Source organism: Microscilla marina ATCC 23134 (assembly GCF_000169175.1).
Classification (GTDB): Bacteria; Bacteroidota; Bacteroidia; order Cytophagales; family Microscillaceae; genus Microscilla; species Microscilla marina.
In genome coordinates, this window is record NZ_AAWS01000009.1 from 191,379 (window position 1) to 216,587 (window position 25,209).

The window sequence follows — 25,209 nt, forward strand, 5'->3', positions numbered from 1 at the left end:
ACATTTGCCTAATACATTGAGTATATCTTCTGGATCATAACGCTCTGTTCTTAGGTATACCAACTCATCTTGATGGCATCCACATCATCATGAAAGAAACTCTTCGATTTGGTAATATAATCGTCGGAGCCGTATATATATACATCAATAGGAAAAACTGTCGATTGTTGAATGACAGATTTGTAATAGTTAAAAATACCTTGAAATGCTTCTTTACAATCACCCAGGTTAATCAAATTTATTTTTAGTGGAGCGTGGGTGCCTTTAATAAAGAGATAGTGAAAGTGAGCAATAAATTCATTTATTTTGTCTTTAATAAGGTTGGCTGCGTAGCGTTTAGAGGCAGAAGAAGTATCTACTTGCGCACTGTGGTAATACAACCACTCCTGAGAATGGGTCTGTTCTATTGGTGCATATAGTTCAATACTTCTACCTTCACCTTGCCCGTAGATGTAAGGTACAATACCCAGTGGGGTTAATTTACCCGCAATTTCTTTGGGTAACTCCAGCGTATCCAACTCTTCATACAAGGCTAGTTGATAAACTAAGTTGATCGGGTTTAACGGAGTATATTTAAATCTTTCCTGGCCATGTAGCTCTTTAATCACTCCAATGTTTTCCAGGTTCTGTTGTTGTTTGGTAAGCGGAGCACCTTTGGTAATACTTTTAAGCTCTTTGAGATAGCAGTGTAGAAAGTCTTTGATAAGTTGGCGTAGCGTATCATTCCAAAAAGTCAAACTAGGCAAAAGCTTGTTATCTTGGTAATATTTAACAATCAAGTGAAAATGCTCAGCCACAGATGGGGCAATATCTAAGTGTTGTTTACTGATATGTTCACTACTTTGCTCTTGCCAATAGCATCCCCCTAAACTTATCAGTTTTGCTTCCAGCTTCAGGCTTTGCCGGAAATCATCTCGAACAGTATATTCATTATTCTTTTGCTTGAGCTTTATAACATCTTTGTTGTTTTTAACCTCATGAGAGTATTTAAAACTATCTTTTTTCACTCGCTTTTGTTGCCATACTTCCAGACCTGTAATACCTCTGAGCTCTTCGTAATCCACCCTGGTGCGAAATGGAATGCTCGTGTTTTTATAGTTTAGAGTAAAGTTTACAAAGCTTTCATCATAATTTGAATCAGGCTTCAACTCTAACCGAGTGTCTTCATACAAATGATAGGTTCCGTCAGCTATCAAACCCTCTGAGTCTATACCTTCCTGATCTTCGTTAAAGGTTAAAACGTCATCAATATTATCTGTCCTGATCTCAATAAACTGTCCATTAGCTTTTATGTTTATTACATAATTCGTTTTGATGCTTTTGAGTAACTGTTCTGGCAGGGGGAGTATAAAAACACGAAATTCAAAATTGGTTTTGTCATTGCTTACTTTGTCAACATGAGTGTAAGTAACCTTACAATAGGCAGTATCCTGGGCATCTTTTGGAGCAAGCTTTAGGTTAATCTTATCTTTTGTATTGGCATACTCTACACTTAGATTACTATCAATAGGACAGCTTATATCACTTTTTTTAGGATTTACATTAAACTGGCAGGTAAGCTCAATGGGGTCTTTAGGAGTGCTTGCATCAGGCAAGTGGTTAAATATAATGATATTGCGCTGACGTTGTTTGGCCTTGGTATTTCCTTCTGGCTTTTCCCAGATTATTAATTGATTCTTGAGTGTGGTTTCAATATACTCTGGCTTATCCCCTTTCTTTTTCTGTTCTTCCCATTCATGTACCTGTTCAAAGTTTGCCGAAAACCAAGGTTGTTCCTGAGAACCATCTTTTTGTTTTTTCTCCCCAGTTTTACTCAAGGCATTTACCCCAGCAGATGCAAAGTGTTTCTCCAGATCGTCCGATGGGTTTCCGTATTTGTGTGTCTGGTCTACTGTATCAAAGAGCCTTCGGTTTGACTGAATCCTTTTGTTGATATTTTTTTCTTCTTTGATAGAATGCAGCTCGTTGTCTTTAAATAAGCCCAGAGATTTATATTGAGTGTCAGAAATTTCCTGAGCTGCAAATATTTCTAAGAATACCCGAAAATCAAACAGGGAATGATTATCTTCAAATAAATCAGACTTTTGTTGCTCTAAGGTGTTCAAGAGTATTTTTCGTTCATGGCCTTTTAGAAACTTTTCTTCTTTGATTTTTTCCTTGATAGTTTCCTTGATTACATCTATGTGTAAAGGCATTCCTTCCTTCAACAGACTTTCGGTTCCTCCGGTAAGGCTGTCTAGTTGGGTATTATGAATAAACAGAATGGCCGTATCAGTGAAGATTCCTTCGTTTTTACTGACTTCATTCCTGAGCTTGGTTAGGAAGTCTTCCGTAGTTTCAGCATTGTTACAAGCTACAATGAGTTTGATGTTATCAATTGGCAGGTAATGAACTTTGTAAGATGCCTCAGTATAATCAAATGCCTCTAAGTCAAAAGCTTCAAATTGTCCCTGTACTTGTTCAGGTTTTTCGAAGTAAATATTATATCTATCGCCTGGTGCTAATCCTTTGGTCTTAAAGTGTTCCAGTACTGCACTTGTAATGTATTGATGAATTAAGTCCTTGTTCATAGCTTCTTATTGTATGGTCTTTACATATTGGGCATCCCCACTGTCACTTTTTTTCTCCAAAAGATTGATTTTTTCAAACAACTTAACAATTTCTTTTTGACTGCTTGGGTCAAAAAAAAGTCCTCGCTTATTATATTCAACCCATAGATTTTTAAGCCTTATTTTTGGATGTTTTCCCAGACAAAGTTTAGTAATAAACAACAAAGTGTGTTGGTCAAGGCTTAAGGACTGCCCCAAACGCCCACGGTTGCGAACAAAGTTCAGCTTACAAAATTCTGTGATCCAAGCTTGATACCTACTATAAGGACTATCCCTTTCACTATGGATAAATTGATAGTCAATGGCTGTCCATAACTTATGGAGGTGATGGTGTACAGGTGCATCAGCCAGGCTATAACGAGGCTGGTATGTTTGTTCAAAATCTGCCCAACTGCTCCCTGGTCTAAAAGGTTTATCCATATGGGCTTCCATTTTTTGTTGATAGAATTGGGTGATTTCTTCAAGCTTCTGGGTAAGTTCTGTTTGTTCAGCGGAATCAAGTGCTTCTATTTTAACTTTTATCTGCTGAAAGTTGCCTTTAAAAAATGATTCCCCTTTGTATTCAATATAACTAATAAGCTCAAAGAAATTTACAAAGGAAAAGATATTACGAGCCTTGCTTTCAAATAAACTCCAGCCATTTTGATGGCTTATTCTAGACTTAGATAAGGTTTCCCATTCCAAAGTAAAAAATATACTTTGATTAAAGTCATCAAAAAAATGATTTAGGCTGAGCGTGAGCTGCTTTAAATAGTTAAAGTAGTAATACTTAATGAGCAAAGGAAAATAAGCAATGAAAAAACTTTTATCTTCCAACATAAAGGCTAAATCCTGGCGGAACATCTCTGTAATTTCAGGTACAAAATTCTGATAAATATCAAAGCCTTTATGGTTATTTTTATTGGATTTTACTTCGGGTAAACTGCTCAGTATAAGTTGGTAATAAATATTGCTTACCGATTTTTGACTCGTTTTTTTTGAGGCTTTACTTTTTAATTTTTCATCAAAAAATATAGTGTAAAAAAACAAGCTTATATTTTCAAGAATCCCAGTTGGTTTTTGAAAGTTGATGTATGAAAAAATACGTTCATCGAATATAAACAGGTTACCCTGAGTATCAAAAGCCACTTTATTAAGTATAGTTTCTATTTGTGGCTTATCTTCAGCCTTTACTTGTGATTTAGTTAAAACCTTGTCGATGATTTCTTCTTTATATAGTAGCTTTTTATCGGGCTTTTCTTGATTATGGATCATCCGATAACACTCACTAGCAATGCCCTGAAAAGCCGTAAGGTCTTTTTTAACACTGTTTTTTTCTCCTCTAATTTTACTATCGTTGGTTACAAAAGGAAGTAGCTTGAAATTTTTGTTAGTAGTGTGCCTAAACTCTTTCTTTCCTTTTCTGTCTTTCAGATAGTTATTCTCTAATTCTTTAGTTTTTATTTCAAAGTCCATAGCTATATTTTTTCAAATTGGTACTTACCAAAATCGTCTTTGCTTAAACGATAACCATTCTTTGATTTACCATTATTTTCATGGAATATGAGTGGCGTGTTTTGACTGTTTAGACCAATGATTTTATCTACGATATGCACAAAGTTGATATGATTACTCTTATCAAGCTTGTTAGGGCGGTATCCTTTGATTACTTTTTGCAAAAGTTGGTACAATTCATAATCTATTGATATCTCTAAGCTTTCTTCTGGGTTGCCCTCTACGCCATAGTATAGGGTAATTATGTCTTTAAATTTTTTGAGGTTTTTTTGAGGAACTGAAATATCACGAGGGTGAACCTTTGGTTTAAGCTTAAGACGCTGACTTATCTTATATGTATCTTGTTTATGACCAATAAATACATTGACCATGTCTGCTTGAAAAGCATTGCCGTTCCACCTATAAATAGCTTCTTTTATGTCTTTATATAGTTGTTGGTAGGGAGCACTTTCTGGGGTAGCCTCACTATTAAAGTAATAAAGGCTTTGTAAGTATTTTTGATATATTTGATTTCCCAATACCTCATTTTGCTGATTGGTCTTGAAGTAATGCCAACGAGTAAAAAGATTAATAAGTAGCGTGTAATTACTTTTTTTGTGCGTTTTATCTTGAAACCCCTCAGTTAAAAATCTATGAAAAAAAGAGTTTTCCTTAGGCAAGCCTGCCTCTCTTTCAAATGTATCTTTTACTTTGTCTGTTGTAATTAGTTGAATAATGGTTTGATCCAAGTCTTCTTTACGTTCATTTACTGGGTCAAGCAAGTGTAAATGTTTGTAAATGGCTGATAGTCTGGATGTTCAAACAAGTAGTTGGGATGTATATTATTGATAAACGTTTTTACCTGATAACGTTTTACTTTGGTGTATACCTCGGCTGTGCTCAGTGGGGCAAGCTCTAACGGAACAACTAAGTCGTGTAAAAAATTAAGTAGTGCCCTTACCGATATCAAGTGTTTGTATTGCACAATACATTTGATAAGCAAGTGAGTGAGTTTTTCTTGTACCTGTTTTTCCATCACAAACTCATAATTGAACTTGATGGGGCATTTTTCAGCTAGTTCACAGCTCACACAGTGGTTTTGATAACTTGCCCAAACAGGGTTGGTGGGGGTGTTCTGAGTAAGTCGTTTGAACAGAGATAAAATAACCTCAGAGTTGGCTCCTTGCTCGGTCAGTTCATATAGGTGGTAGTCTGCAAAGTTTACATGAGAAAACACATCCGAAACTTTCTTAGTGTCTTTCTCGGTATCAGTATCCAGTATATTATTTTGTTTTACGTATGCTTGTAGTTGTCCAAAGTTGGTTCCTCTTTCGGCAAGAAAGTTTGTCAAAGTTCCAAGGTTAACCGCCAAAATGATTTTATCCGTGACTTGGTCTTGTAAGTTTTCATCTTTGAAGTTATGCAGTAGTTTTTCTAGAGTATCCAGGTAAGTTTCTTTAGGGTTATTGCTTTCAGTAGCATCATTATGTACAGTAAAGTTTTTCATCGCATCTGGACACTGTTGATGCAATAAAGATAGCAAATGAGACTTACCATCTCCTACATTGCCACAAACTAGTACAAGTTGTTTACCCTTGTTGGCAGTTTTAATAATTGCTTCAAGTTCTTCTTGAATGGGGCGTTTGACGTGAAAATATTTTTTAAAGCCATTTTCTTGTAATACCTGAGAACCATCCACAACAGCTTCGCGTGAAGCTTCTTGTAGATTTCCCAAGATAGGCTTTAGGCACTGATGTTCTTTAGGGTTGTGCATTGTCTAAAAACAAAGGATAAAACAGTATAGTATACCGACGAGTTATGAATGGATTGTTCAATTTTAGCGTAAAAATCTGAGGTTTCAAATTTTTTACTTAGAAAAGGTAGGTATTAAACTTGCAAATAGAAGGAAACAAAACAGTAAAAAAGGCTTTTAGTAAGTTTTTAGATATTAAGAACAACCTTCAATGTCTCATTGGGTTTGTAAATAACTTGTGTGGAATGATAAAGAGTAATCGGTATTAATGAGGAGTCATAAACCAAACCCCGCCCCAACACCTTCAAAATCAACCTGTAATAAACCCTTGCTCCACCCGTTTTTCTTTGGCGCGTGTTGCGCCTGTGTGGGCGAAACAGGGGTAAGTCCTGGGTTAGGCAGCTACCTACTAAATAAAAAAGAAAAATCCTCTATCTAAGCTACACTATAGATTCACATTAGTTGACTTATATAAGTGACTCATTATGATGCCAAATTGTCAAGCTAAGCATGCTAATTTGGCAAGGTTCGAGGACAGTTTGGCGAGGTAAGCTTGACAACCTGGCAAGCCTGCAACACCAGCAAGCAAGAAAAGAAGTACAGCGCTCAGCTTATTTTATCCTTTCAACTTCCAATACTACTTCCGAGCAAATTGTGGCTTAAAGAGAACAATTTGCTCAGGTGTAATGGTACAACTCAAGAGAGTTCACAAACACCCATTTATAAAGAATCGTGTTTATTGTAAGCCTTGCAAAAAATAACCTATCAATAGAACACCTTCTTACCCAAAAAACTTAGCAGCTTTTCTAAAAAAATCTACTTTGAAGAACAGGCCTGCCAACAACGGTTTTGACAATCATGCCAGCATTTATTTTGATCCTCTCGAACCATTTCTTCATCAAATAACTCAAGGTACAAATCTTTAGTTTTTTCAAAAACATCCGCTAAATTCTGGGCATCTTGTGAGCCTCTCATCCCAAAGTAGGGGTAATGGTGCATGTACCCTCCAAAAACCTTCTCACAATCCTGATGATAAGCCAGGGTATCCAGTATATGATAATGCCACATTTGATCCATAACTTTATTAGGTACCTAAAACAAAAAATCCCGTTTTCAAGCATTCTTGAAAAACGGGATTTGTATTTTATTATCGGCTACGGTTATTTAATCATCACTTTTTTAGTGATTTTGTGTTGATTATACTCAATAGTCAAGAAGTAATTCCCTGCGATCACATTGGGCTCAAAACTTATGGTGTGCTGCCCCTTGGCAAAATTAGTTTCGCGTGAGTCCACGATTTTACCTTGTTGGTCTTTCAAGATAAAGTTTACTTTACTCTCATCAATGGTTACACCAAACTGTACATTGAAGTTTTTGGCAGGGTTAGGAAATATAGTTACTACTGGCTCTATCAGCTTTACCTCACCTGCGCTTAAAATTAGCCCTGAGGTGCCTTTGAATGCTTGACTATAAGCTGTGGCTTTAGTTTGGCTACTTGTAAGTTTGATGGCAGCAGATTGCCCTGCATTGCCTATTGCTTTAAAAGTAAGGTAATACAATATTTGCCCGTTTTCAAAACTATTAGCCTCACCTTGTGGATGGTCATACAGGAAAGAGATCACCCCTTGCCTTGCATTAGCAGTATTGAAGTGCTGGCTCGCGTTGATGGACAAAGCTGCGGCTTCTACGCCTTGGTATTGCAACACTTTTGGGTCAAACTCTAATGAACCTTGGAAACCTGCTATTTGGTTATAATTAGCCCCTACCGCCACAGGAATCCGAATCACATCACCATTTATTACCTCTACAGCTGGTGTGTTTAATTCCACTGCTTGGGTGGAGGTTCTTAAGGTCGGTGTAGCATTGTAATTTACATCACCCAGTTTTACTCCAATAAAATCTTGTGTTGCTTGAGTACTGGTAGCAGTAAAAATATACGAATCTACAAAAGAAGGATTCCAAGGGTTGGTAGGGTCAGTAAAAGTAAAGCTCTCAGGTATAAAGCACCAAGTAACCAACAAAGGTACTGGCATCCCTAAAATAGCTCTTCTCATTAATAAAATATCTGCTACATTAATGCTTTTAGATAAGTCTATATCTGCTGCAATGAGCTTGTAAGGTGAGTTAAGCAACTCTTTTTGCAAAATGTGGCGACGTACTGCTATAACATCCCCTACATCTACCCCGTTGTCTATTTTATTGGCAGGTTTGTTAGGCACAAGCTGATAATTATTACCAGGTACCAAACCGTTGATAATATAAGTCCCACTATCAGTAGCGTTGTGTGTATCAAAAATTCCGGCAGTCCTGCTCAAGGTCATAGAAGCCCCCTTAATGGGTTGTCCGACAGGTGTTTTAAAAAGTCCTGTAATGCTCGATGAAGCCACTATTTGTACGCTACCTGTTTTATGCCCTACTTTCAATGTCTTCGCCTCTTGATCAACCACAATAGAGCCATCAAAAGTGAGGAAGAACTTGTCGCCTGTAGTAGCATTTCCTGGAATGTTGAGCTCTATTTCAAACAAAACTTCATTGTTTTGAAAAGTTTGCTCTTGCATAGAAGCATTTGCCCAAAGCACTCTTACTTTACCAGCCGATACTTCGTTGTAGTTGTCTGTTCCAAAATCAGTCAACTTGCTGTTGATGTTGGTCAAACCTACAAAACTTGCCTTGTCCGAAGGAATGTTGATATCAAATTGAACACCCGCCAAAGCACTTAAATCTTTGGCTCTTACGGGTACTTTTACCGTATTGCCTGCCATTGCTTCTATATGATCGGCTACAATCAAGCCATCGGTATAAAAGGAAGTAAGCTTTCGAATCCAGTGTCGTTCTGCTACATATACTTCTTTGCTGTTTTTAACTAACACTGCCATTCCCATTGAAAAATCAGTCTTAGTGGCATTCCCATTAATTGGTTCTGATAAAGTAAACAGCTGTCCTGCTATGGGGTACATCATACCAGTCACTGCATCTACTTTTCTTGCATAATAATAATCTACTATGTATATATTGCCCTCAGCATCAACATCTACTCCATGTGGAAGTTTCAATTTGACCTGAGTTGCAGGTCCAATAGGGTTGTTGCTTGTCTGTTGCGCGCTACCAGCTACTGTGGTAATGATATTAGTTTGTGCATCTATTTTTCGTATCCTATGCTTCAAAACTTCAACCACATAAATATTACCTATAGCATCCAGCGCCAAATCATGTATAAGTGCAAGACTAGCCTCTAAAGCTGGCACTCCATCGGTGCGTAGCCTACCTGAACCTGCTATAGTGGTAATGATACCCGTCACCGCATCTACTTTTCGAATCCGAGTACCATCTACAATGTAGAGGTTATTTGTAGCATCTAGAGCAATAGCTTTAGGACCGACTAATTGAGCTTGAGTAGCAAGTCCACCATCACCAGCAAAACCTGCCACTCCAGTACCTGCCACAGGTGTGATAACACCCGTAGTACGATTTAGGCGTAACACTTGATTGCCCCTACTGTTGGCCATGTATAAATTACCTGCATCATCTAATGCTAAATCAAGCACTTCAAACGGTGTGGGTGTATCAGGGGAACCTGACCCATCTCCTGCTACTGTAGTAATGATATTGGTTGCAGCATCTATGCGACGTACACGTAATCGTTCTGTTACATAAATATTACCTTGAGCATCTGATGCCATTTTATGCGTCGATGTAAATTTGGCATTCAATGCTGGTCCGCCATCCCCTTCATATCCACCACCTAACGACCTTGCACTTGCAAAGTCAGCAATATTGTAAGCGTTTTGTGCAGAAGTTGGTTGAGAAAATAACCATGGTATGAGTAATAGGAGTAAACCTAAATTAAAAATTTGTTTCATAAAAACCTGATTTAAAATAGAACAGACATCCTTTATTGCAAAGAAGTTTTATTCACTTGATTTTAATTATTTGGCAATGTCTGATTCACTTGATAAATTAATCGTCACAAAAGGAACTTTATTAGCTACTTGCCTATAAATGTGAGTTTCAGAGTTAGCCCTCTGATTTATATCACTTTATTAAAAACAGAGTAATTAACAAAAACAGCATTTTTATAATTGTGCTTTATAGAGAAGTTATTGTGTTATGATTGTTCTGAATGCTACAAAATTAACGAAAATATGTGCAATAGCAGGAGATTTTATGAAGGAATTTGACGCCTACAGTCAAACTAAACTGTTGTTCACTGTCTTTAACGTAGCAAAGTGAGTAAAAATGGAGTGATGCATATTGTCATTTTTTCACCTATCTGGAATTTGTTACTTCTCTTGATAATACAATTATGTTATCGAGGGGTATTTAAAAAGTTGTTTTCCACCAATGAAAAAAACTTTAAATAAAAAAGAAAAACCTGTATCTAACTATCTATAGATCACATTAGTTGACTTATATAACTGAAGTTACGCAGACCTACTTATTTTAATGGTTATATGGCTTTATTGCTAAATGATTGGGCTACGCATCGCGCAACCATAAAGCAATAAAGCTATCAAACAATATAAATAAGCAGACTTGGAAATTACTGCGTAACATCAGTTATATAAGTGACTCATTATGATGCCAAATTGTCAAGCTAAGCATGCTAATTTGGCAAGGTTCGAGGACAGTTTGGCGAGGTAAGCTTGACAACCTGGCAAGGTTCAGGGACAATTTGGCAAGCTTGCAAGGTCGGTAATGCAAGGGCAGAAAGAAAAAAGATAAGAAGCAAAGCATCAGCTGCTTATTTTATCCTTCCAACTTCCAATACCCCCACATCTCTTCCAGCCTTTGTCCACCGACAAAAAGGCGGTTATTAAACATGTGGATGTAGCTACTCAGCAACGAGCAGAGTTGAGCCTCGTTTGCCCCGTGTTGTTGCAGGTTGGCTTTTATTTGTTGGGCAAGGGGCACTTCCTGTTCGGTAAGTTGATCAAACAGTAGGCGGTAAGCCGGAGGTAACCAGGGAGGCAGTGTGTGCTTTGCCAGGGCTTTTTTGAGGCGTTGTGCCTGGGGGTGGGTATCAAAACCAAACTCCCGGCTAAAGTTTACCCTACCTTGGTGGATAATCTTTTCGCGGGTTTCTTTGGGCAAATCAAAAGCATCCAATAAGGCTTTGATGCGTTTGATGGCAAGCGCCGATTTGAGTGCATCGGTGGCAGTTTCATCCTGAGCGAGCAGTTCTAAAATGTGCCCTACAAAGTCACTGTCCAGGGCAAACCATTTTTCGCTCAGGGCAATGTTGTAAGGCAAGTAGCGGTTGAGTTCACGTTGGTAGGTATCGGGTACATAGTGGATAATTTTCCCCTGTTGCTTTAGAGCCAGCAGTTTTTGCGAAAATACTTGTACCACTTCACCCAACTCTTTGGGGTGATGGCACAAGTGCAGCCGCCAACGCAAGTGGGGACCGTAGTCCGGATCGGTATAGCGAATAAAAAACCACTGATCAATGTGCTCCGAATCTTTTAATTCTTTGCTGAGAGGGTAGAGGTCTTCTACAATTAGTCGGTCACTGCCCAAGGCACCCAGGTAAATTTTAAAATATACCCATTCACTGCCCAAGGCAAAGTTCTTTTGTATACTTTGAGGCAAGGTTTGGGCAGCAAGCCCCTGTGTTTGCTTGTGGATTGGTGGGACCGTATTAGTGATCGGAAAGATCAATTCATTGCTATAGGATTGACTGGGCACGTGCTCTTCTATTACTTCCTCCAGAACGACTTCTTTACCCACAAACACCTTTTGCAAAAACACTCCCACACTCAAGGGGTTGGCAAAATCAATATAGAGTTTATTATCCGCTTCTACCAGCAGCACCGTTTGGGGCAAACGCAATTGTTGCCTCAGTCTTTCTATTTTGTATGTCCAGGTACTAATGGTGGTATGCAGGTCTTCCTTTTTTTGTAATTGAACTGCTTCTAATAGCTGACGGCTCACCCGCCACTGCCTGGGCGATAAAATCAAGTTATCATCATACACCAGGCGGGGCAAATAACTCCTTTGCTGCCAGCGCTGCACCTTAAAGAACGGGGGCAGCTGGCGGTACTCTTCCTGGTATTGCAAGTCGCACAAAAACTTATAGAGGGGGTGGGCATTGTGGGCGTAGTTATGGGCATTGCTCATCCGGGGCACCACTTGTTTGCCCAGGCGCCGCGAGTGTAACACCAAACGTTTGCCGCCCTCTTGGGTACTCAACCACAAGTCAGTCACGGGTATTTGGTGAGCATCGTTGGTATTGGCACCGCCCAAGGCAATGCTATAGTCACGCAACCTGGGGCGAATGATTACATTGCCCACCCGTTGCCCTGGCAAGTGATCTACTTCGGCGTATACCAGGTGATCATTATCAGGTTCTACCTGGGCAAGGGTGGCACTGAGCTTTTCCTTTAGCAAGGGGCTGCCGTAGCAAAACCGCCCCAACAAATTGCCCACCACGGGACCACTGGCGTGGTACAACTGAAAGCGAAAGTTGCGCGGGTTACCTTGTTTGGGATTGTGTTCCAGGTCGTCAGGCGTTTGGTAGAGTAGCTTACCCATCGCCATCATTGCCGGAGGAAGCGGTGGTGCTTGTTTTTCTTTTGCCTTGGGTTTGCTTGCTTTTAGACCTTGTATTTCGACTTTGCTCAAGCGTATTTCAGTCAAGCCCTTTTGCAAAGCTTCTACATATTTTTGTTCCAACAAGGAATCCAGCGCTGAGGTCTGTCCAGTTTTGGGGTCAGCAACTTGGGGCATTGCCCCACCTTCGCCAATCACTACACCCAATTCCTGCAAATAGGTAGGTAGCGCTGCTACCCGTTTGCCACAAGGATAACCCACCCCGGTTACCTCGTCCATTGCCAGCAACAAGGGTACCGCTTCGTTTTCATATCGTTTAAAAAAAGCCTGGGCAAAGGAGGTAAGGTCTGCTTTTGTTGTGGGTACTTCCCCTACATTGTCTATCAAAGTGGCTATTTGGCGCACCAGGTGGCGGGGCACGGTTTTGCTCAGTGCTTGCCCATTTTCATCCCTAAAAGCATCTACTTGAATAAGTTCTTTTTTAGACGCAGTTTTTTCGTTGGGGTGGGCAGTGATAGCTGTCTCTTGTGCCTGATAAAAAGGCTGAGCACTCAGATAGCCTGCCAATTGTTGATAAAGCCCCAGGCTTTGGGCAGGGTCAGGGGTGGCATCAATCAGCGCCAGTTGCCTACGAATGTGCTCAATAATATCGAGGTACTCCTGAGCGGCAGGTATTTGTTTTACCCTAGTGTGCAATTGCTCCAGGTATTCGGCACCATTGAGACTGGGGTACAGTTCAGAAATAAGCAAATGATGGTTAATCAAATACTCCACAAACTCGTAGCAATCTGCTTCGGTCAAGTCGGGGTCTGTCATCAAGTGGGCAATCATTTCTTGTATGCGCATTCCCCCCGCCTGACGGCAAGTGGCAAACAGCTCCCAAGCCACTTCATTAAACTCCTTCGACGAGGCTACGTGTTGCAAGGTTTGCTCATCAAAAAACGAACATAACATATCGTCACCGTTGCAGTAGAGCGTATTGTTAGGAAAGTAAAGCAATTGCTCCCTTACCTCTGTATCTGCCTCTAGTGCCGCCCTGAGCCTCAGCAAATACACCATATCCAGCCTTGACGAGGTACGCATGGGACCAAGCCCATCCAGGGCTAGGCTGCTGTGTCTTTGCAAACGAAACTCACCCGCAGTTACGGCAGCAAAAGTGCCAAAGGGGGTACAACGATACGCCGCCCTTGCCAAAAACATCCATAGTTTTTGCTCCAGGTTTTGCAAGTCTTTGCTTTGTTTTTTGTTGGGGGCAGGCAGTGCTACTAAAGTATGCCAACGGTCTAACTGAGCAAACAAATTGGGCGAGGCAATGTACAAGGCTTGTTGCAAGGCGGGCAAGGCATACATAGCTTGTAGGTGTTGGCGCACCTGCTCTATGCCTTGGGCAACTCCCACCGGAGGCTTCAAATAGCTGCGCTCCAACAATGGAGTACGCAATACATAAAAATTACCTGGTTCGAATGTATTCATTGGTTAGTTTTTTAGTTGGTAGTCCAGAGTCTGTAGTTGGTAGACCATAGTTGCTTCGAGTCTGTTCGTAATTCTTAAGGCTACTTCTTCACCGCCTCCAGTACCCCCAACTTGCGCAGCTTACAAGCCATCACCGACACCGACCGATTAGTAGTTCGGAGTATTTTGGAAGTTTCGAGTGGAGTCATATTTAGTTGAAGGCAGTAGCCAATTTGCCACATTAGTTTACTGATTTTACCCTGGTCAAGCATCTCGCCTATGGTGGTTACAAACTCAGGGTAAAGTCTTTGAACCCTTTGTTGTACCGCAACAAATTTGCCTTTCGAGTTTATTTCAGCTTCTACTAAAGTCTTGGCTTGTTCTACCTCATTTTTTTCCAGTGCCTCTTTTATTTCATACAACCTTACAATGCTATCCGTCCATTCTTGAACGGGTGTATAAGCGGCGTTTAACGACATATTTTTCCCTCTTTATTTTATAGTGATAGTTACGTTGTATTATAGTTGAATTGTCCTCTGGTTGAGCAAACTCAATTCGTCGTTAGCTTACATAGAATAGATTTTTGTAACCAACAACCCTGTAAAGATTCAGTGATGCGCGAGCCCATTCGTAATTCGTAATTGACCCATTCGTAATTAAAAAGCTATGCTTTCTTGATAGGCTCCAATATTCCCAGTTTGCGCAACTTGGTGCCATGCACCGACACCGAACGATTGCTAATAGATAGTGTCTCGCCCGTTTCCATGGGCGACATCCCCAATTTAAGGCAATGCCCCACTTGCCACACCAATTTGGTTACTTTCTTATCAATAAAAGCTTGGTCTATGGTTTCGGCAAAGGCCGGAAACTCCTGATGAACCTTTTCCCGCACAATGGCAAACTCGTCTACTCCTTCTATTTCGTTGCCAATCATCCGCTTTACTGCCTCTATGCCTTTCTCGTTGAGCGTATTACGCACCTTTTGCAGTTTGTTGGCAGCTTCGGTGGCTTCTTGCATATAAATCTTTACTTTTTCATCCCTTTCTTCACGCAGGCGCTGGTTTGCCTTGGTAAGTTCTTCGTTGGCAATTTCTATGGTTTCCTTTTGTACTTTTATTTCTTCGGTACGCTCTGCCACTACCAGTTCCAGATGTTGATTACGCAGGTAGAGTTTACGGCTACGATAACGGCTATAACCATAACTACCCCCAATGAGCAAAGCAAGCCCGGCGAGTACATACAAAGCATAAGCCCAGGCAGTGCGGTGCCAGGGCGGGAGTATGGTAAAGGTATAACTATCTACCGAGCTAATGGTGCTATAGATGTTTTTACAACGCACCTTAAAAGTATAAGTACCCTCGCGCAGGTGAGTATATTCTTTCTTTTGCTCAGTACTCCAGTCCGACCAATTGTCGTCAAGCCCAATGAGCTGGTAACTGTACAAATTACGCTCATAAGCCGCCCAGCTATCGCTGGCGTAGGTAAAAGTGAGGGTGTTGTGGGGGTAGAGCAAAGTAACTGAGGGTGGATTGGCAAGGTTGCCATAATAAATGCTAGAGTCTACCAAAGCCTCTTTGCCACTGGTGCTGTCTGTTTGTTTGACTTTTACCTGGACGCTCCTGAGATAGGTTTTAAAGGCATAATCGATGTTTACTTTTTTGCTAGGGTAAATTTCATATATATTATGGTTTGTAAATAATTGGAAAGTATCCTTGTTTAGTTTTCTTAAGTGTTCATATCTATATCTAGGCATTCTTCTGAATGATGTGTTATGCCAGTTAAATCCATTGTTTTTATAAATGAGGATACCAGGAGTATTGTATTTTTCACTTACGCCAGGCGTAACAAGTATAGAATCATTATTGATGGGATGTAAAAATGTGTAATGTTGGATAAATGGATTGCTGATGGTAGGTTTTTGTTGGTTATCTTTATAATGAATTGTATAACGTAGAACACTATCTTTTAACTCATCATAGTAATAGATACCTGCTGTATTATGAAAACAAACTTTATCTCTAAACTTAAAAGGTACAAAGCTTGCATATTCAGGTTTTTTAATCCTTAGATAGGCTTTTGTATATTTTACTGCTTTACCGTCAGGGTACAAAGCTATTCTTGTAATGCCAAACCTTCCAGCCCTAGCCCAAAGGTTTCCATTTTTTTCGACAACCCCACGAATGAATGCTTTCAAAGAAAGACTATCCAAAGTTTTAAATCCTTTGCTTTGCTCTTCTAAAATTAAAAAAGAATTGCCAGTAAATTGATAATAAATATTAGGATTTATGCTTGAGAGCAGTAGATATTGAGTACTTTTATTAGATTCTTTGATTAATTCTTGTCGTTTTTCATTGAACCTGTAGAAACCATTAGTTGTCAAGAAAAAAATTTTTTTGTTTAATAATTTTATCTTGTAAATCGCAGGTAGTTTATACTTTTTTTGCCAATCAGAAGTAGTAATATTGACATATAGTAGATTATCTACTTTAATTTGTATGTCCCCAAATTTGTAACTTCTTTCGTTGATTTGTTGAATTTCCCGTTTTTTGTAATTAGCATTAGTTTCTATAAAATACACTCCATCATTTAGAGTAGCTACCCAAAGGTTATTTTGAGGTGTAAGAGTAAAACTGGATATTTCAGCACGAAATGTTCTCAGATATAATATTTTCTTGCGAAAAAAGTCATATATAATAAAATGTTTACCAGCTTTGATAAACAGTTGGTTTTTCCGCTGTTGTACATAGAATTCCTGTTCCTTTTTGCAAATATTGTTGAGTTCAGAATCAAGTGATTTGAAGTCCCCTTCAGTACTTCTTACTAGCATCTCTCTCTTTTGACTCACCACTAATAACCTTTTGTCTTTTAACTGAAAAATATGCCGAGGAAAAGTCTCCTTAATAAAAGGGTAACGTTGAGTAGTACGCCAACTAAAACTTGTAGTATCTACAATCTGAGTTGGTTGTTTGTATACTCGGATGTACAACTGGTGGTTAATGTTATGATAAGTTACATAGTTGGTTTTGAAGTTATTTCTTTGAATAGTTTTTTTCTGAGAAATAGTATTCCACACCAAAATACCCTTGATCCCCAAAAATAAAATATGATTATCCCTAGTAACGACTTGGCGAATGAGGTATAATTCACTCTTAACTTCTTTAACATCAGCAATTTCTTTGTATAGATATTTACCTTGCGTGTTTAGATGCAGGTAACCAATAGTTTCTTCCCCTATTAAAAATATTTGTTTTTTGTAGCGATAGAGCTTGTAAATATCTGGTGTGAATATAGGGTTTACTTTGAGTGAATCCTTTCCGATGTAAATATTACTCCACCTTTTACCGTTAAATTTTTGCACCCCACGCCTCATGGCAATCAAGATATTTCCTTGATGATCAATGAGTATATCTTCAGCTCTATCAGAAATGTTATGTTTTCTTTGGTTAAAATGAGCTTCAGGAAATTGCAGGTTTGATTGTGCTGAAGCTTGGATAACTCCCGCAATAACTAGATTGAGTGCGAAGAATAAAAAAGTAGTTTGAAACAATTTATCAATCATTTTAAATAGTTACTTTTTCTTTTTCCCAAAAAGGTTTTCGTAATATTTCCAGTCACTTTTATGGACTATGTCTAACCCTAACAAACGATCTTGCATAGAATCGAGAATACCTGTAAAAATAGCTACTTTGTCTCCATTAAAACCTCTAGTATTGAGTGTCCATATGATCCCACGATTACTTTTATTACGCCAAAAGAAACCTGATCTATATGCGTGAATAAGCCCACCATGCCCTAGTATTTCCGCATTCTGAGGTACAAAATTAATAAATGTTATGCCCCCTATTTTACCCTCTTTGAAATTTTTTTGATTGTACTTGTAGACTGCTTTGGTAGAGTCTAGTTTATTTTTGTTAGAAAAAGTAAGGTAGGCTCGCCTTGTGGATTTTTTCAGAACTTTGGAATGTCGCTTTTTTTCTCTAGGACTTCCCTTATCCATAAAAAAATTCATCAACTTGATCATATCAGATGGACTTGCTTTCAGACCTCCATTAGCTTCACCAAAGCATTGATCATGGGTAGGGAGTTTTTCTTTTAATTTCTGGCTAGAATCTTTTGGCATATAGTAACTAGTGACTAATTTGTGTGTTTCACTAGTTTTTGTTGATCCAAAGTAGGCAGTCTTCATGTCTAATGGTTTAAGGATTTTTTTCTTGACATATCTAGAAAATCTCCTGCCAGTCACTCTTTCTACCAGTAGACCTAAAAGCGAATATCCCCAATTAGAATATTTGTATTTTGTTCCTGGTTTTCTGATAAACTTAAATAAATGGAGATAGGGTTTTAAATCATCAAAGCAGAAAGTTGCTTTTTCTTTGAATTCAGGGTGGTCTTTTATAAATTTTTTGTAAAGAATAACACCACCATCATATCCAGTACTATGATTGATCAAGTGATAAACACGTACCGAGTCGAAGCCGCCAAAACCTTTAGAAGTTTTTTTTAATTCAGGAATATATTGAGTAATAAAATCAGTTGGTTTGACCCTACCTTGCTCTATTAATTGAAACACAGCAATAGAGGTTACCAGTTTAGATACTGACCCCCATTGATGAATTAGACTTCCATTAGTTTTCACTTTTTTTATGCGATTGGCATACCCTAAACGCACTTGATCATAAATTTTTCCATCTACCACATAAGTAAAGGACACTCCTATTTCTGGCACTCGTTTTGAAAATGTAAGCAACATTTCCTTTACTGTTTGCCAATTCATTTTTATACTATCTTCTTTTGTTTTTTGAGCTTTAGCAGCAAAAAAAATACTTATTAAGAAGATTATAGTCATCCATTTTTTTTTCATAAACCATTTAGATATCTAATAATAAAATTTTTGCCCAGTTCTCGGGTGGCTTGATTAATGGAAAGTAATAGTCAAGCAATACTAAGCCAATTCCAGCAGCTCCTCCCAATAGAGTAGGGTCATCTCTCCATTCTTTCAAGGTGTTTTGTCTTGGACTAATGCATGCTTGGAAACCACAAAACGATAATTCAAGGTCTGTTTTATCCAAAGCAATGTTTAGCCAATATTCAACTGTCGATTTAAATATAGGCTCTTGGGTCATTTTATAAAGGATATGAAATTGATATAAAATTCCAAATAACCCGTGGCAAATGGTAGAATCAAAATTAGTAGCATCCTGTGAAATACCTGATGTAATCAAATCTCTTTTGGCAGCTAGAACAGCTATTTTAATTCCTTCTTGATAAAACAATTTATTTTGAATTGTTTTACCTGCTCTGGTCAGTGCAATAGCAATACCCAGATCACCATAACACCAGGCCAAGTATCCTTCTTTTTGGGTGTTATCTGGTGGAATAAAAGTTGGATAAACTCCTCTTTTTACTTCGTAAATACCTCTCTGATTTAAAATCCAAGTACAAGCTTTTTGAATTAGTTCGCTAGCCTTAAATTTTCGCTCTTGTGGTAAGTCAAATGTTTCCAGTAGAAGACATAAAAAACTGATAATACTAGGCATACCATGTGCTAAACCTAAGCATACCTTATTAATTTTACCATTAATTACAGAATTAGATTGAGTCCAAAAAATTGCGTGGTCATTTTCCTTTTTACTTTTTTCGTGAAAATAATCAATGAATTCCAAAATGTATTCGGTAACTACTTGGGGTTGCTTTGAAAGTTTGTGAGATGATATTAAATAAATTAATTTACCTATATAGCCGTGCATCAGATCATAGTTATCCTGCTGTTTATCATAAATTAATGAGTTCATAACAAAATGATTCAAGGTAGCTAGGTATTCTTGCGTTTCCTTTTGTGAAAAAACACCTAATTGGGTAAGATGCTGTAATACCCAACCAATCCCTGACGTTCCAGAAAGTGATATACTTTTTTCTTGATCTATCTCGTTTAAGGCACTTGACATTATCTGATATACTTTCTCCAAATATTTTTCATCTTGACTATATTTATAGTAATAAGCAAGGAAAAGGGCAATGCCTGTTTTTCCTGTGTATACATTTCTTTCATCGATTTCCAAAGTATTGGTGGCAATCAAATCACTAGCAATTTTATCAAGAACTATCTTTGCAACGTTTTCAAAAGATGGCATTAGATCAATAAATTATGGGTTCACAGAAGGTTTTAAGAGGTTGTTTAAACTCATCAATCAGGTTATCTCTGCTGAAGTAAAGCTTTGTAACAAGCTTCATATCAACAGAGATTAAAACCAACTTTATTTTATCTAGCAGATGCGATTTGCACTTCCTCTTGGGGGTTCTGTATCTGTATTTCCAGGCTGACATTCATCCCCTCCTTTACCCTTCATGTAATTCATTTGTTCAGGACGTAAGGTTAAAGATTTAGCCCAATTAGACTTAATGGTTAGTTTGTTTTTCTTCTTATTCATAATACTAAAATTTTAAAAATATGATTTAATATAGTTGAATGTGTAACAACTATACTGCCCGATGAGCAGCACTTGTCTTTGTTATTGATGATGCAATATTACGCCTCGATGCAAGCTAAAGCCAAATACTACACGTTAAAAAGCGTTAAAGGCTACTTTAATAACTTTATAGTTATATAATGTATTTATATTTTACTATTTGCATTTATGTTTTTCTAAAAACAAACAAGTAAAACTACAGTGTTTTTTTTGACTTCCTACTTTGTCTCAGGAAGCTTTTTTGTATTATTTTTATATTCCCTTCTTAGTCATACTGAACGCACGTGAAGTATCTGGCGTTGATCTCACACCAGTTCCCTCACACGTTCGAGAAGACCTGTACACTAGCCATGCTGAACGCATGTGAAGCATCTGGCACTTGTTCGGGAGGGGATTTTGTACCTCAATTAGGATCATGATAAATATTAGTATTTACCTCTACCCGTTGCGCCTTGCGTGCCTTTGGGCTCACCTTAAGCTTATCGCCTAACCCAGCCTTCAGCGCTTTGAGCAATACCGCATATTGTGCCTCGCTCAGTTGCACCAGGTAGGGCACCGTTTCACCATCGGCAAGGTATAGAGTAAGGGTAGGCAATTCCCGCCCTCGTTGGGTAAGCCTTGCCTCGTTGATGTGGTGCCAGTAAAACAACTCATAGTCTATGCTGATGCCTTCAGAACGTAGCACAAACCGATGACTTGTGCGCCCCGAATGCCACACTGCAAAAACAGCGCATACCACCCCCAAGGCAAGCATCCACCAGGCATCGTATTGCCAGCCGCCCAGTTGATCGGTGTACAAGCTCAGTAGCCAAAGCACGCTGGGTATTAGGGCAAAGCCTAACAACATCCAAGTGATTTGCTTCCAGATGTTGTATTTGAGCACAGTTTCTTGTTCCATAGTAGAAGCATTTGTTTTATTCAACTCTCAAGGTTCTCTAACAACAAAGTCAAAGAACCTTGAGAGTATTTAAAATTATTTATAGCGCTTTGCTATTTTACTCCAGCTGACTTCACCTGAGTCTATTTTGATGTTTCTGAGTAAATACCTGAGCTGATTATACAGTACAGAGAAGGCAACTCTTTCGGGTGTTCCCCTTTGTCCACTGGTATTTATCATCAGTATAATGCCATAAGGAACCTTGGTTTCTTTTCTAAAAATAAAGTTAGACAGAAAACCATGAACACTCCCACTATGCCCCATCACTTCGAATTGGTTTTTTGTACCTTCATTTGCCAAGGTATTGACAAAACCATTTACAAAATAAAAACCGTGCTGGGTGGTTTTATAAGTTCGGGTATACTGAGTACTATCTTGTAAGTTGAGATCAAAATAATATTTTTCCAGAACAGTCCTTGGCAATACTTTTTCGTAGCGTTTGAGATACTTTGTTCGTTTTCTAAACTTCAAAAAGTCCATAAACTTGAGCATGTCTGCTACCTTGGCTTTCAGCCCTCCATTGGCTTCTCTGATCCCTGCACTTTCATCTGGTCTTCCCGTAGATACTTTTCCATCTTTTTTATGACGATATGAGGTGCCAAACAGGTTTTGCAGTTTTTGGGGTGTTTTGTCATAGTGGGCGGTGCTCATACCCAATGGTTTCAAAATATGTTGCTTGATGTAGGCGATATACTTCTGACCTGTTGCTTGCTCTATGACCATGCCCAGTAGCGAATAAGCCCCATTGTTGTATTGGTACTTGCTCCCTGGTCTAAACTTCTGCGAGGCATATTTCAAAAATGGCTTGATTTCTTTCGAATTTGCCACTCGGTTTTCAAACTCAGGAAACTTGTCTGCAATGGCGTTGTATACTGGCTTGCGGTCATAACCGCTGTTATGGTTGAGTAAGTGGTGTATTTTAATGGCTTGCATACCGCCCAAACTGTCTACTCCTTTGCCCAACTCAGGTAAATATTTGGTAATGGGGTCGGTCAGCTTGATTTTACCCTTTTCTACCAATTGTAAAATGGCAATGGAAGTGAACATCTTAGAAATGCTCCCCCAAGCGTGTACCACATTGGCAGACATGGGTAGTTTTTTCTTGCGGTCAGCCATCCCATTGCTTGTCTCCCGAATAATTTCACCTTGGTGCACCAGTGCCGCATAAAAGCCAAAATGGGGTACTTTTTGTTTAATCGTATCTACTACTTTTTCAAACTTTTGCCACTCTTTGAGCACATTGGCTTTGTTCATTTCAAAATAAATACTGGGTTTTCGTTCTTTGGGAGGGTAAGCCCGCGTAGCTACTTTTGCTAAAGGTTTGCCGTCTATGTATAGCCTCAGGTTGTCTATCCACATTTGCCCTTGTTGGCTGGTGAGCAACCCACCCACATGTATTTTAAGGGCATACTTAGAGAGGGGCAAGTTTACCTTATACTCTTGCCAGTCGCGGGTACCGTTAATTTTCCGTTTGCGCATATTATCAAAAGCTAAAGAAGGTTCACCTTCTTCGCCATCTATGCGCATCCAAAGCCCGGCATGACCATCTTTGCCCACGTTTTTTAGCTTCATATAGCCGCGTAGCTCTATAGTTTTCCCTTGGTACTTGGCAGGTATCACATAGGCACAAGCGCCAAAGTCCCGGTCAGACTTATTAGCATCGGGTAAAATAGTCAGGGCATATTTGCCCGATTTTACGGTTTGTGCATCTGGTTTTACAATATAGCCTTTGGCTCCTCCATAACTAAAAGTCATGTCCCACCCTGTGGGCTGTTTAGTTTGGGCATCTAGTTGCTCTATATCCAAATTATAGTTTTGCTTCGTTTGAGCACGTGTTGCACCCGCCCACAACATAAGGGCAAGGCTGCATAAAAATAGTCTATTGATCATTGTATTGAGTTATTATAAAAATTGCTTGGTAAAGTTTATATTTTATCTGCCTCACTTGTTTGGCATGACTAGTGGCCGCTACCCTGTGTCATGTTGAGCCCCAGTGAAACATCTGGTAGAAAACGACTTATTTTATCAAAACCCTCGCTTTTTAAATCTCATCATTCAAAAATATCCATTGTGGATTTTCCGCATCGATAAGGGCTTCTTTTTTCTCCCGTCGCCAACCTTTCAGTTCTTTTTCTCTATCTATGGCATCCTGTGGTCTATCAAAACGTTCCCAATAGATTAGGTGATAGCAAAAATACCTTCCCGTAAAAGTTTTAGGGTTCCCCGCCTGACTAGCGTGTTCTTCCAAACGCCTTACCAGATCGTTGGTTACCCCAATATACAAGGTGGTTCGCTTGGGGTTGGTAGTGATATACACAAAGTAATTGCCGTTCATTTTTTTTATGGTTTTTTAGTCATACTGAACGCATGTGAAGTATCTGGCGCTGATCTCATATCAGTTCAGGGGCACTCATACACTAGTTGTACCAAGTACCAGTTCCATTACCTGTTCGGGAAGACCTGTACACTAGTCATACTAAACGCATGTGAAGTATCTGGCGCTGATCTCATATCAGTTCAGGAGCACTCATACACTGGCTGTACCAAGTGCCAGTTCCCTCACCTGTTCGGGAAGACTTGAGTGCCTTTGAGGTTATTACCCCACCAACTCCCGCAAAAACAAACGGTGTGCCTTGCCATCAAAGTAGCCCCGTTCGGCGCTGAACCAGTGCAAGTAGGTACGCATATCTTCGGCACTGATGTAGCGGTCGCGTTTGGCGGTAGTTTGCATCACACAATACTGAAAAAATTTCTCAATCCAGGCGGCGCTTACTGGGGCAGCTTCGGCAAGTTCGCGCCAATTGCCTGCGCCAATGCGTGGGTCGAGCTCCAGCGTGCTTGTCTGCCCAAAAAAGTGTTGCCATAAACGGCGGCGGGTGCCTTCATCAGGTTTGCTAAAGGTCACCAGTGAGTCAAACCTTCGCTCAAAGGCAGGGTCAATCGCCCCTTTGTGGTTGGTCGCCAAAAAAATCATCCCCTGGTATTCTTCCAGTTTATAGAGCAAATACGCCACCTCCTGGTTGGCGTAGCGTTCGTTGCTGCTACCCGTGTCGTTGCTGCGTTTGCCAAAGAGGGCATCACCTTCATCAAAAAACAAAATCCAATCGTGTTGTTCGGCAAGGTCAAACACCTGGCGCAAACGCTTACTGGTTTCACCCACGTATTTGTCTACAATGCTCGATACATCTATGCGGTACAAGGGCTTGCCTGCCGTTTGCCCCAGTAATGCCGCAGTGAGGGTTTTACCTGTGCCCGATGGTCCCGCCATCAACAAACGATAGCCTTTGGCTCCCACCACACCTGGTTGTTGACGCACCTCATCATAATGGTGTACCCATTTGCGGGCTTGGTCTAGCAGTATGCCCGTTTTTTCGTCCATCACCAAGTCGTCCCAGGTTTTGGTAGTGGTCAGCAAAGTTGCCGGAAACTCCGCCCCGTATTGGGGTTGCCAAGGGGTGTGGGTGAGGAGTTGGTGTTGGTAACGAGGGCTAAGTTTGAGTACTGTGTCTATAGTAGGTAGGACATCAGTGGCAGACAAGACAAGTACCCCTAAACGACGGAAGGTATTTTGGGGAAGAAAGAGTTGCCAAAATGCCTGATACTCGTCACCTTTAGCCAATAAAAAATGTGCCGTGCCCACGCTTGCCTGTAAATACTTGGTTTGAGGGATTTGTACCAAACCTAATTGATTGATAGCTGACTCGTCGAACCCAGCATCTATAGCCGTATCCAACAATAGGTTCCATATTTCGGGAGCGCTGGCATTGGCTAAAGCTATAGCAATGACAAGGCGTTCGTCGGGGCTAAAGGGCAATAGCCATTCATCTTCAGCCTCTGGCAAAGTAGGGCATTGAGGCAACGCTTGGGACGCGTCAGGCTTAGCCACTTGTTGGCAACGCACTATGAGGTAGCTCACGAGCCACTGTAGCATTGGTGGATATGTTTCGATGTTGATTGATTTCATTTTCC

The 25,209-nt window shown here is 39.6% G+C and carries 16 protein-coding genes; all 16 read right to left on the reverse strand.

Annotated elements, in window-relative coordinates:
- Positions 1 to 50: 50 nt before the first annotated feature.
- Positions 51 to 2,570, reverse strand: a complete 2,520-nt coding sequence (locus tag M23134_RS40485; protein ID WP_004155730.1) for a hypothetical protein — start codon at positions 2,568 to 2,570, stop codon at positions 51 to 53.
- A 6-nt stretch (positions 2,571 to 2,576) separates the two neighbouring features.
- On the reverse strand, positions 2,577 to 4,064 hold the full coding sequence (dptG, locus tag M23134_RS10265) for a DNA phosphorothioation-dependent restriction protein DptG (protein WP_002704322.1): 1,488 nt from the start codon (positions 4,062 to 4,064) through the stop codon (positions 2,577 to 2,579).
- A 2-nt stretch (positions 4,065 to 4,066) separates the two neighbouring features.
- On the reverse strand, positions 4,067 to 4,864 hold the full coding sequence (gene dptF / locus M23134_RS42470; RefSeq protein ID WP_004155736.1) for a DNA phosphorothioation-dependent restriction protein DptF: 798 nt from the start codon (positions 4,862 to 4,864) through the stop codon (positions 4,067 to 4,069).
- Positions 4,849 to 5,856 (reverse strand): DNA phosphorothioation-dependent restriction protein DptF, encoded by a 1,008-nt coding sequence (dptF, locus tag M23134_RS42475; protein ID WP_004155738.1) that lies wholly within the window; start codon positions 5,854 to 5,856, stop codon positions 4,849 to 4,851. Before dptF (M23134_RS42475) ends, dptF (M23134_RS42470) begins: the two co-directional genes overlap by 16 nt.
- 795 nt (positions 5,857 to 6,651) lie before the next feature.
- Positions 6,652 to 6,912 carry a glycine-rich domain-containing protein gene (locus tag M23134_RS10280; protein WP_004155749.1) on the reverse strand — a complete coding sequence of 87 codons (261 nt, stop codon included), beginning with the start codon at positions 6,910 to 6,912 and terminating at the stop codon, positions 6,652 to 6,654.
- An 83-nt stretch (positions 6,913 to 6,995) separates the two neighbouring features.
- Positions 6,996 to 9,695: an NHL domain-containing protein gene (locus M23134_RS10285; protein WP_045113327.1), complete on the reverse strand. Its 2,700-nt coding sequence runs from the start codon at positions 9,693 to 9,695 to the stop codon at positions 6,996 to 6,998.
- A gap of 886 nt (positions 9,696 to 10,581) precedes the next feature.
- Positions 10,582 to 13,857 (reverse strand): lantibiotic dehydratase, encoded by a 3,276-nt coding sequence (locus M23134_RS10290; RefSeq protein WP_004155757.1) that lies wholly within the window; start codon positions 13,855 to 13,857, stop codon positions 10,582 to 10,584.
- Between the two features lie 80 nt (positions 13,858 to 13,937).
- Positions 13,938 to 14,315, reverse strand: coding sequence for a hypothetical protein (locus tag M23134_RS10295; RefSeq protein ID WP_004155760.1), 378 nt, complete (start codon positions 14,313 to 14,315; stop codon positions 13,938 to 13,940).
- A 185-nt stretch (positions 14,316 to 14,500) separates the two neighbouring features.
- On the reverse strand, positions 14,501 to 17,395 hold the full coding sequence (locus M23134_RS10300) for a triple tyrosine motif-containing protein (protein WP_004155768.1): 2,895 nt from the start codon (positions 17,393 to 17,395) through the stop codon (positions 14,501 to 14,503).
- A gap of 9 nt (positions 17,396 to 17,404) precedes the next feature.
- Positions 17,405 to 18,697 (reverse strand): serine hydrolase domain-containing protein, encoded by a 1,293-nt coding sequence (locus M23134_RS10305; RefSeq protein ID WP_004155769.1) that lies wholly within the window; start codon positions 18,695 to 18,697, stop codon positions 17,405 to 17,407.
- Between the two features lie 7 nt (positions 18,698 to 18,704).
- Positions 18,705 to 19,967 (reverse strand): lanthionine synthetase C family protein, encoded by a 1,263-nt coding sequence (locus tag M23134_RS10310; protein WP_004155770.1) that lies wholly within the window; start codon positions 19,965 to 19,967, stop codon positions 18,705 to 18,707.
- Positions 19,968 to 20,099: 132 nt separating this feature from the next.
- Entirely contained in the window at positions 20,100 to 20,264 is a 165-nt protein-coding gene (locus tag M23134_RS41040) for a hypothetical protein (protein WP_157558423.1), read from the reverse strand.
- 442 nt (positions 20,265 to 20,706) lie between these two features.
- Positions 20,707 to 21,201: a hypothetical protein gene (locus M23134_RS10315; RefSeq protein ID WP_004155772.1), complete on the reverse strand. Its 495-nt coding sequence runs from the start codon at positions 21,199 to 21,201 to the stop codon at positions 20,707 to 20,709.
- A 75-nt stretch (positions 21,202 to 21,276) separates the two neighbouring features.
- Positions 21,277 to 23,130 carry a serine hydrolase domain-containing protein gene (locus M23134_RS10320; RefSeq protein ID WP_004155773.1) on the reverse strand — a complete coding sequence of 618 codons (1,854 nt, stop codon included), beginning with the start codon at positions 23,128 to 23,130 and terminating at the stop codon, positions 21,277 to 21,279.
- A 151-nt stretch (positions 23,131 to 23,281) separates the two neighbouring features.
- Positions 23,282 to 23,575: a GIY-YIG nuclease family protein gene (locus M23134_RS10325; protein WP_004155775.1), complete on the reverse strand. Its 294-nt coding sequence runs from the start codon at positions 23,573 to 23,575 to the stop codon at positions 23,282 to 23,284.
- 261 nt (positions 23,576 to 23,836) lie between these two features.
- Positions 23,837 to 25,204, reverse strand: a complete 1,368-nt coding sequence (locus tag M23134_RS37845) for an ATP-binding protein (protein WP_075164006.1) — start codon at positions 25,202 to 25,204, stop codon at positions 23,837 to 23,839.
- Between the last annotated feature and the right edge of the window lie 5 nt (positions 25,205 to 25,209).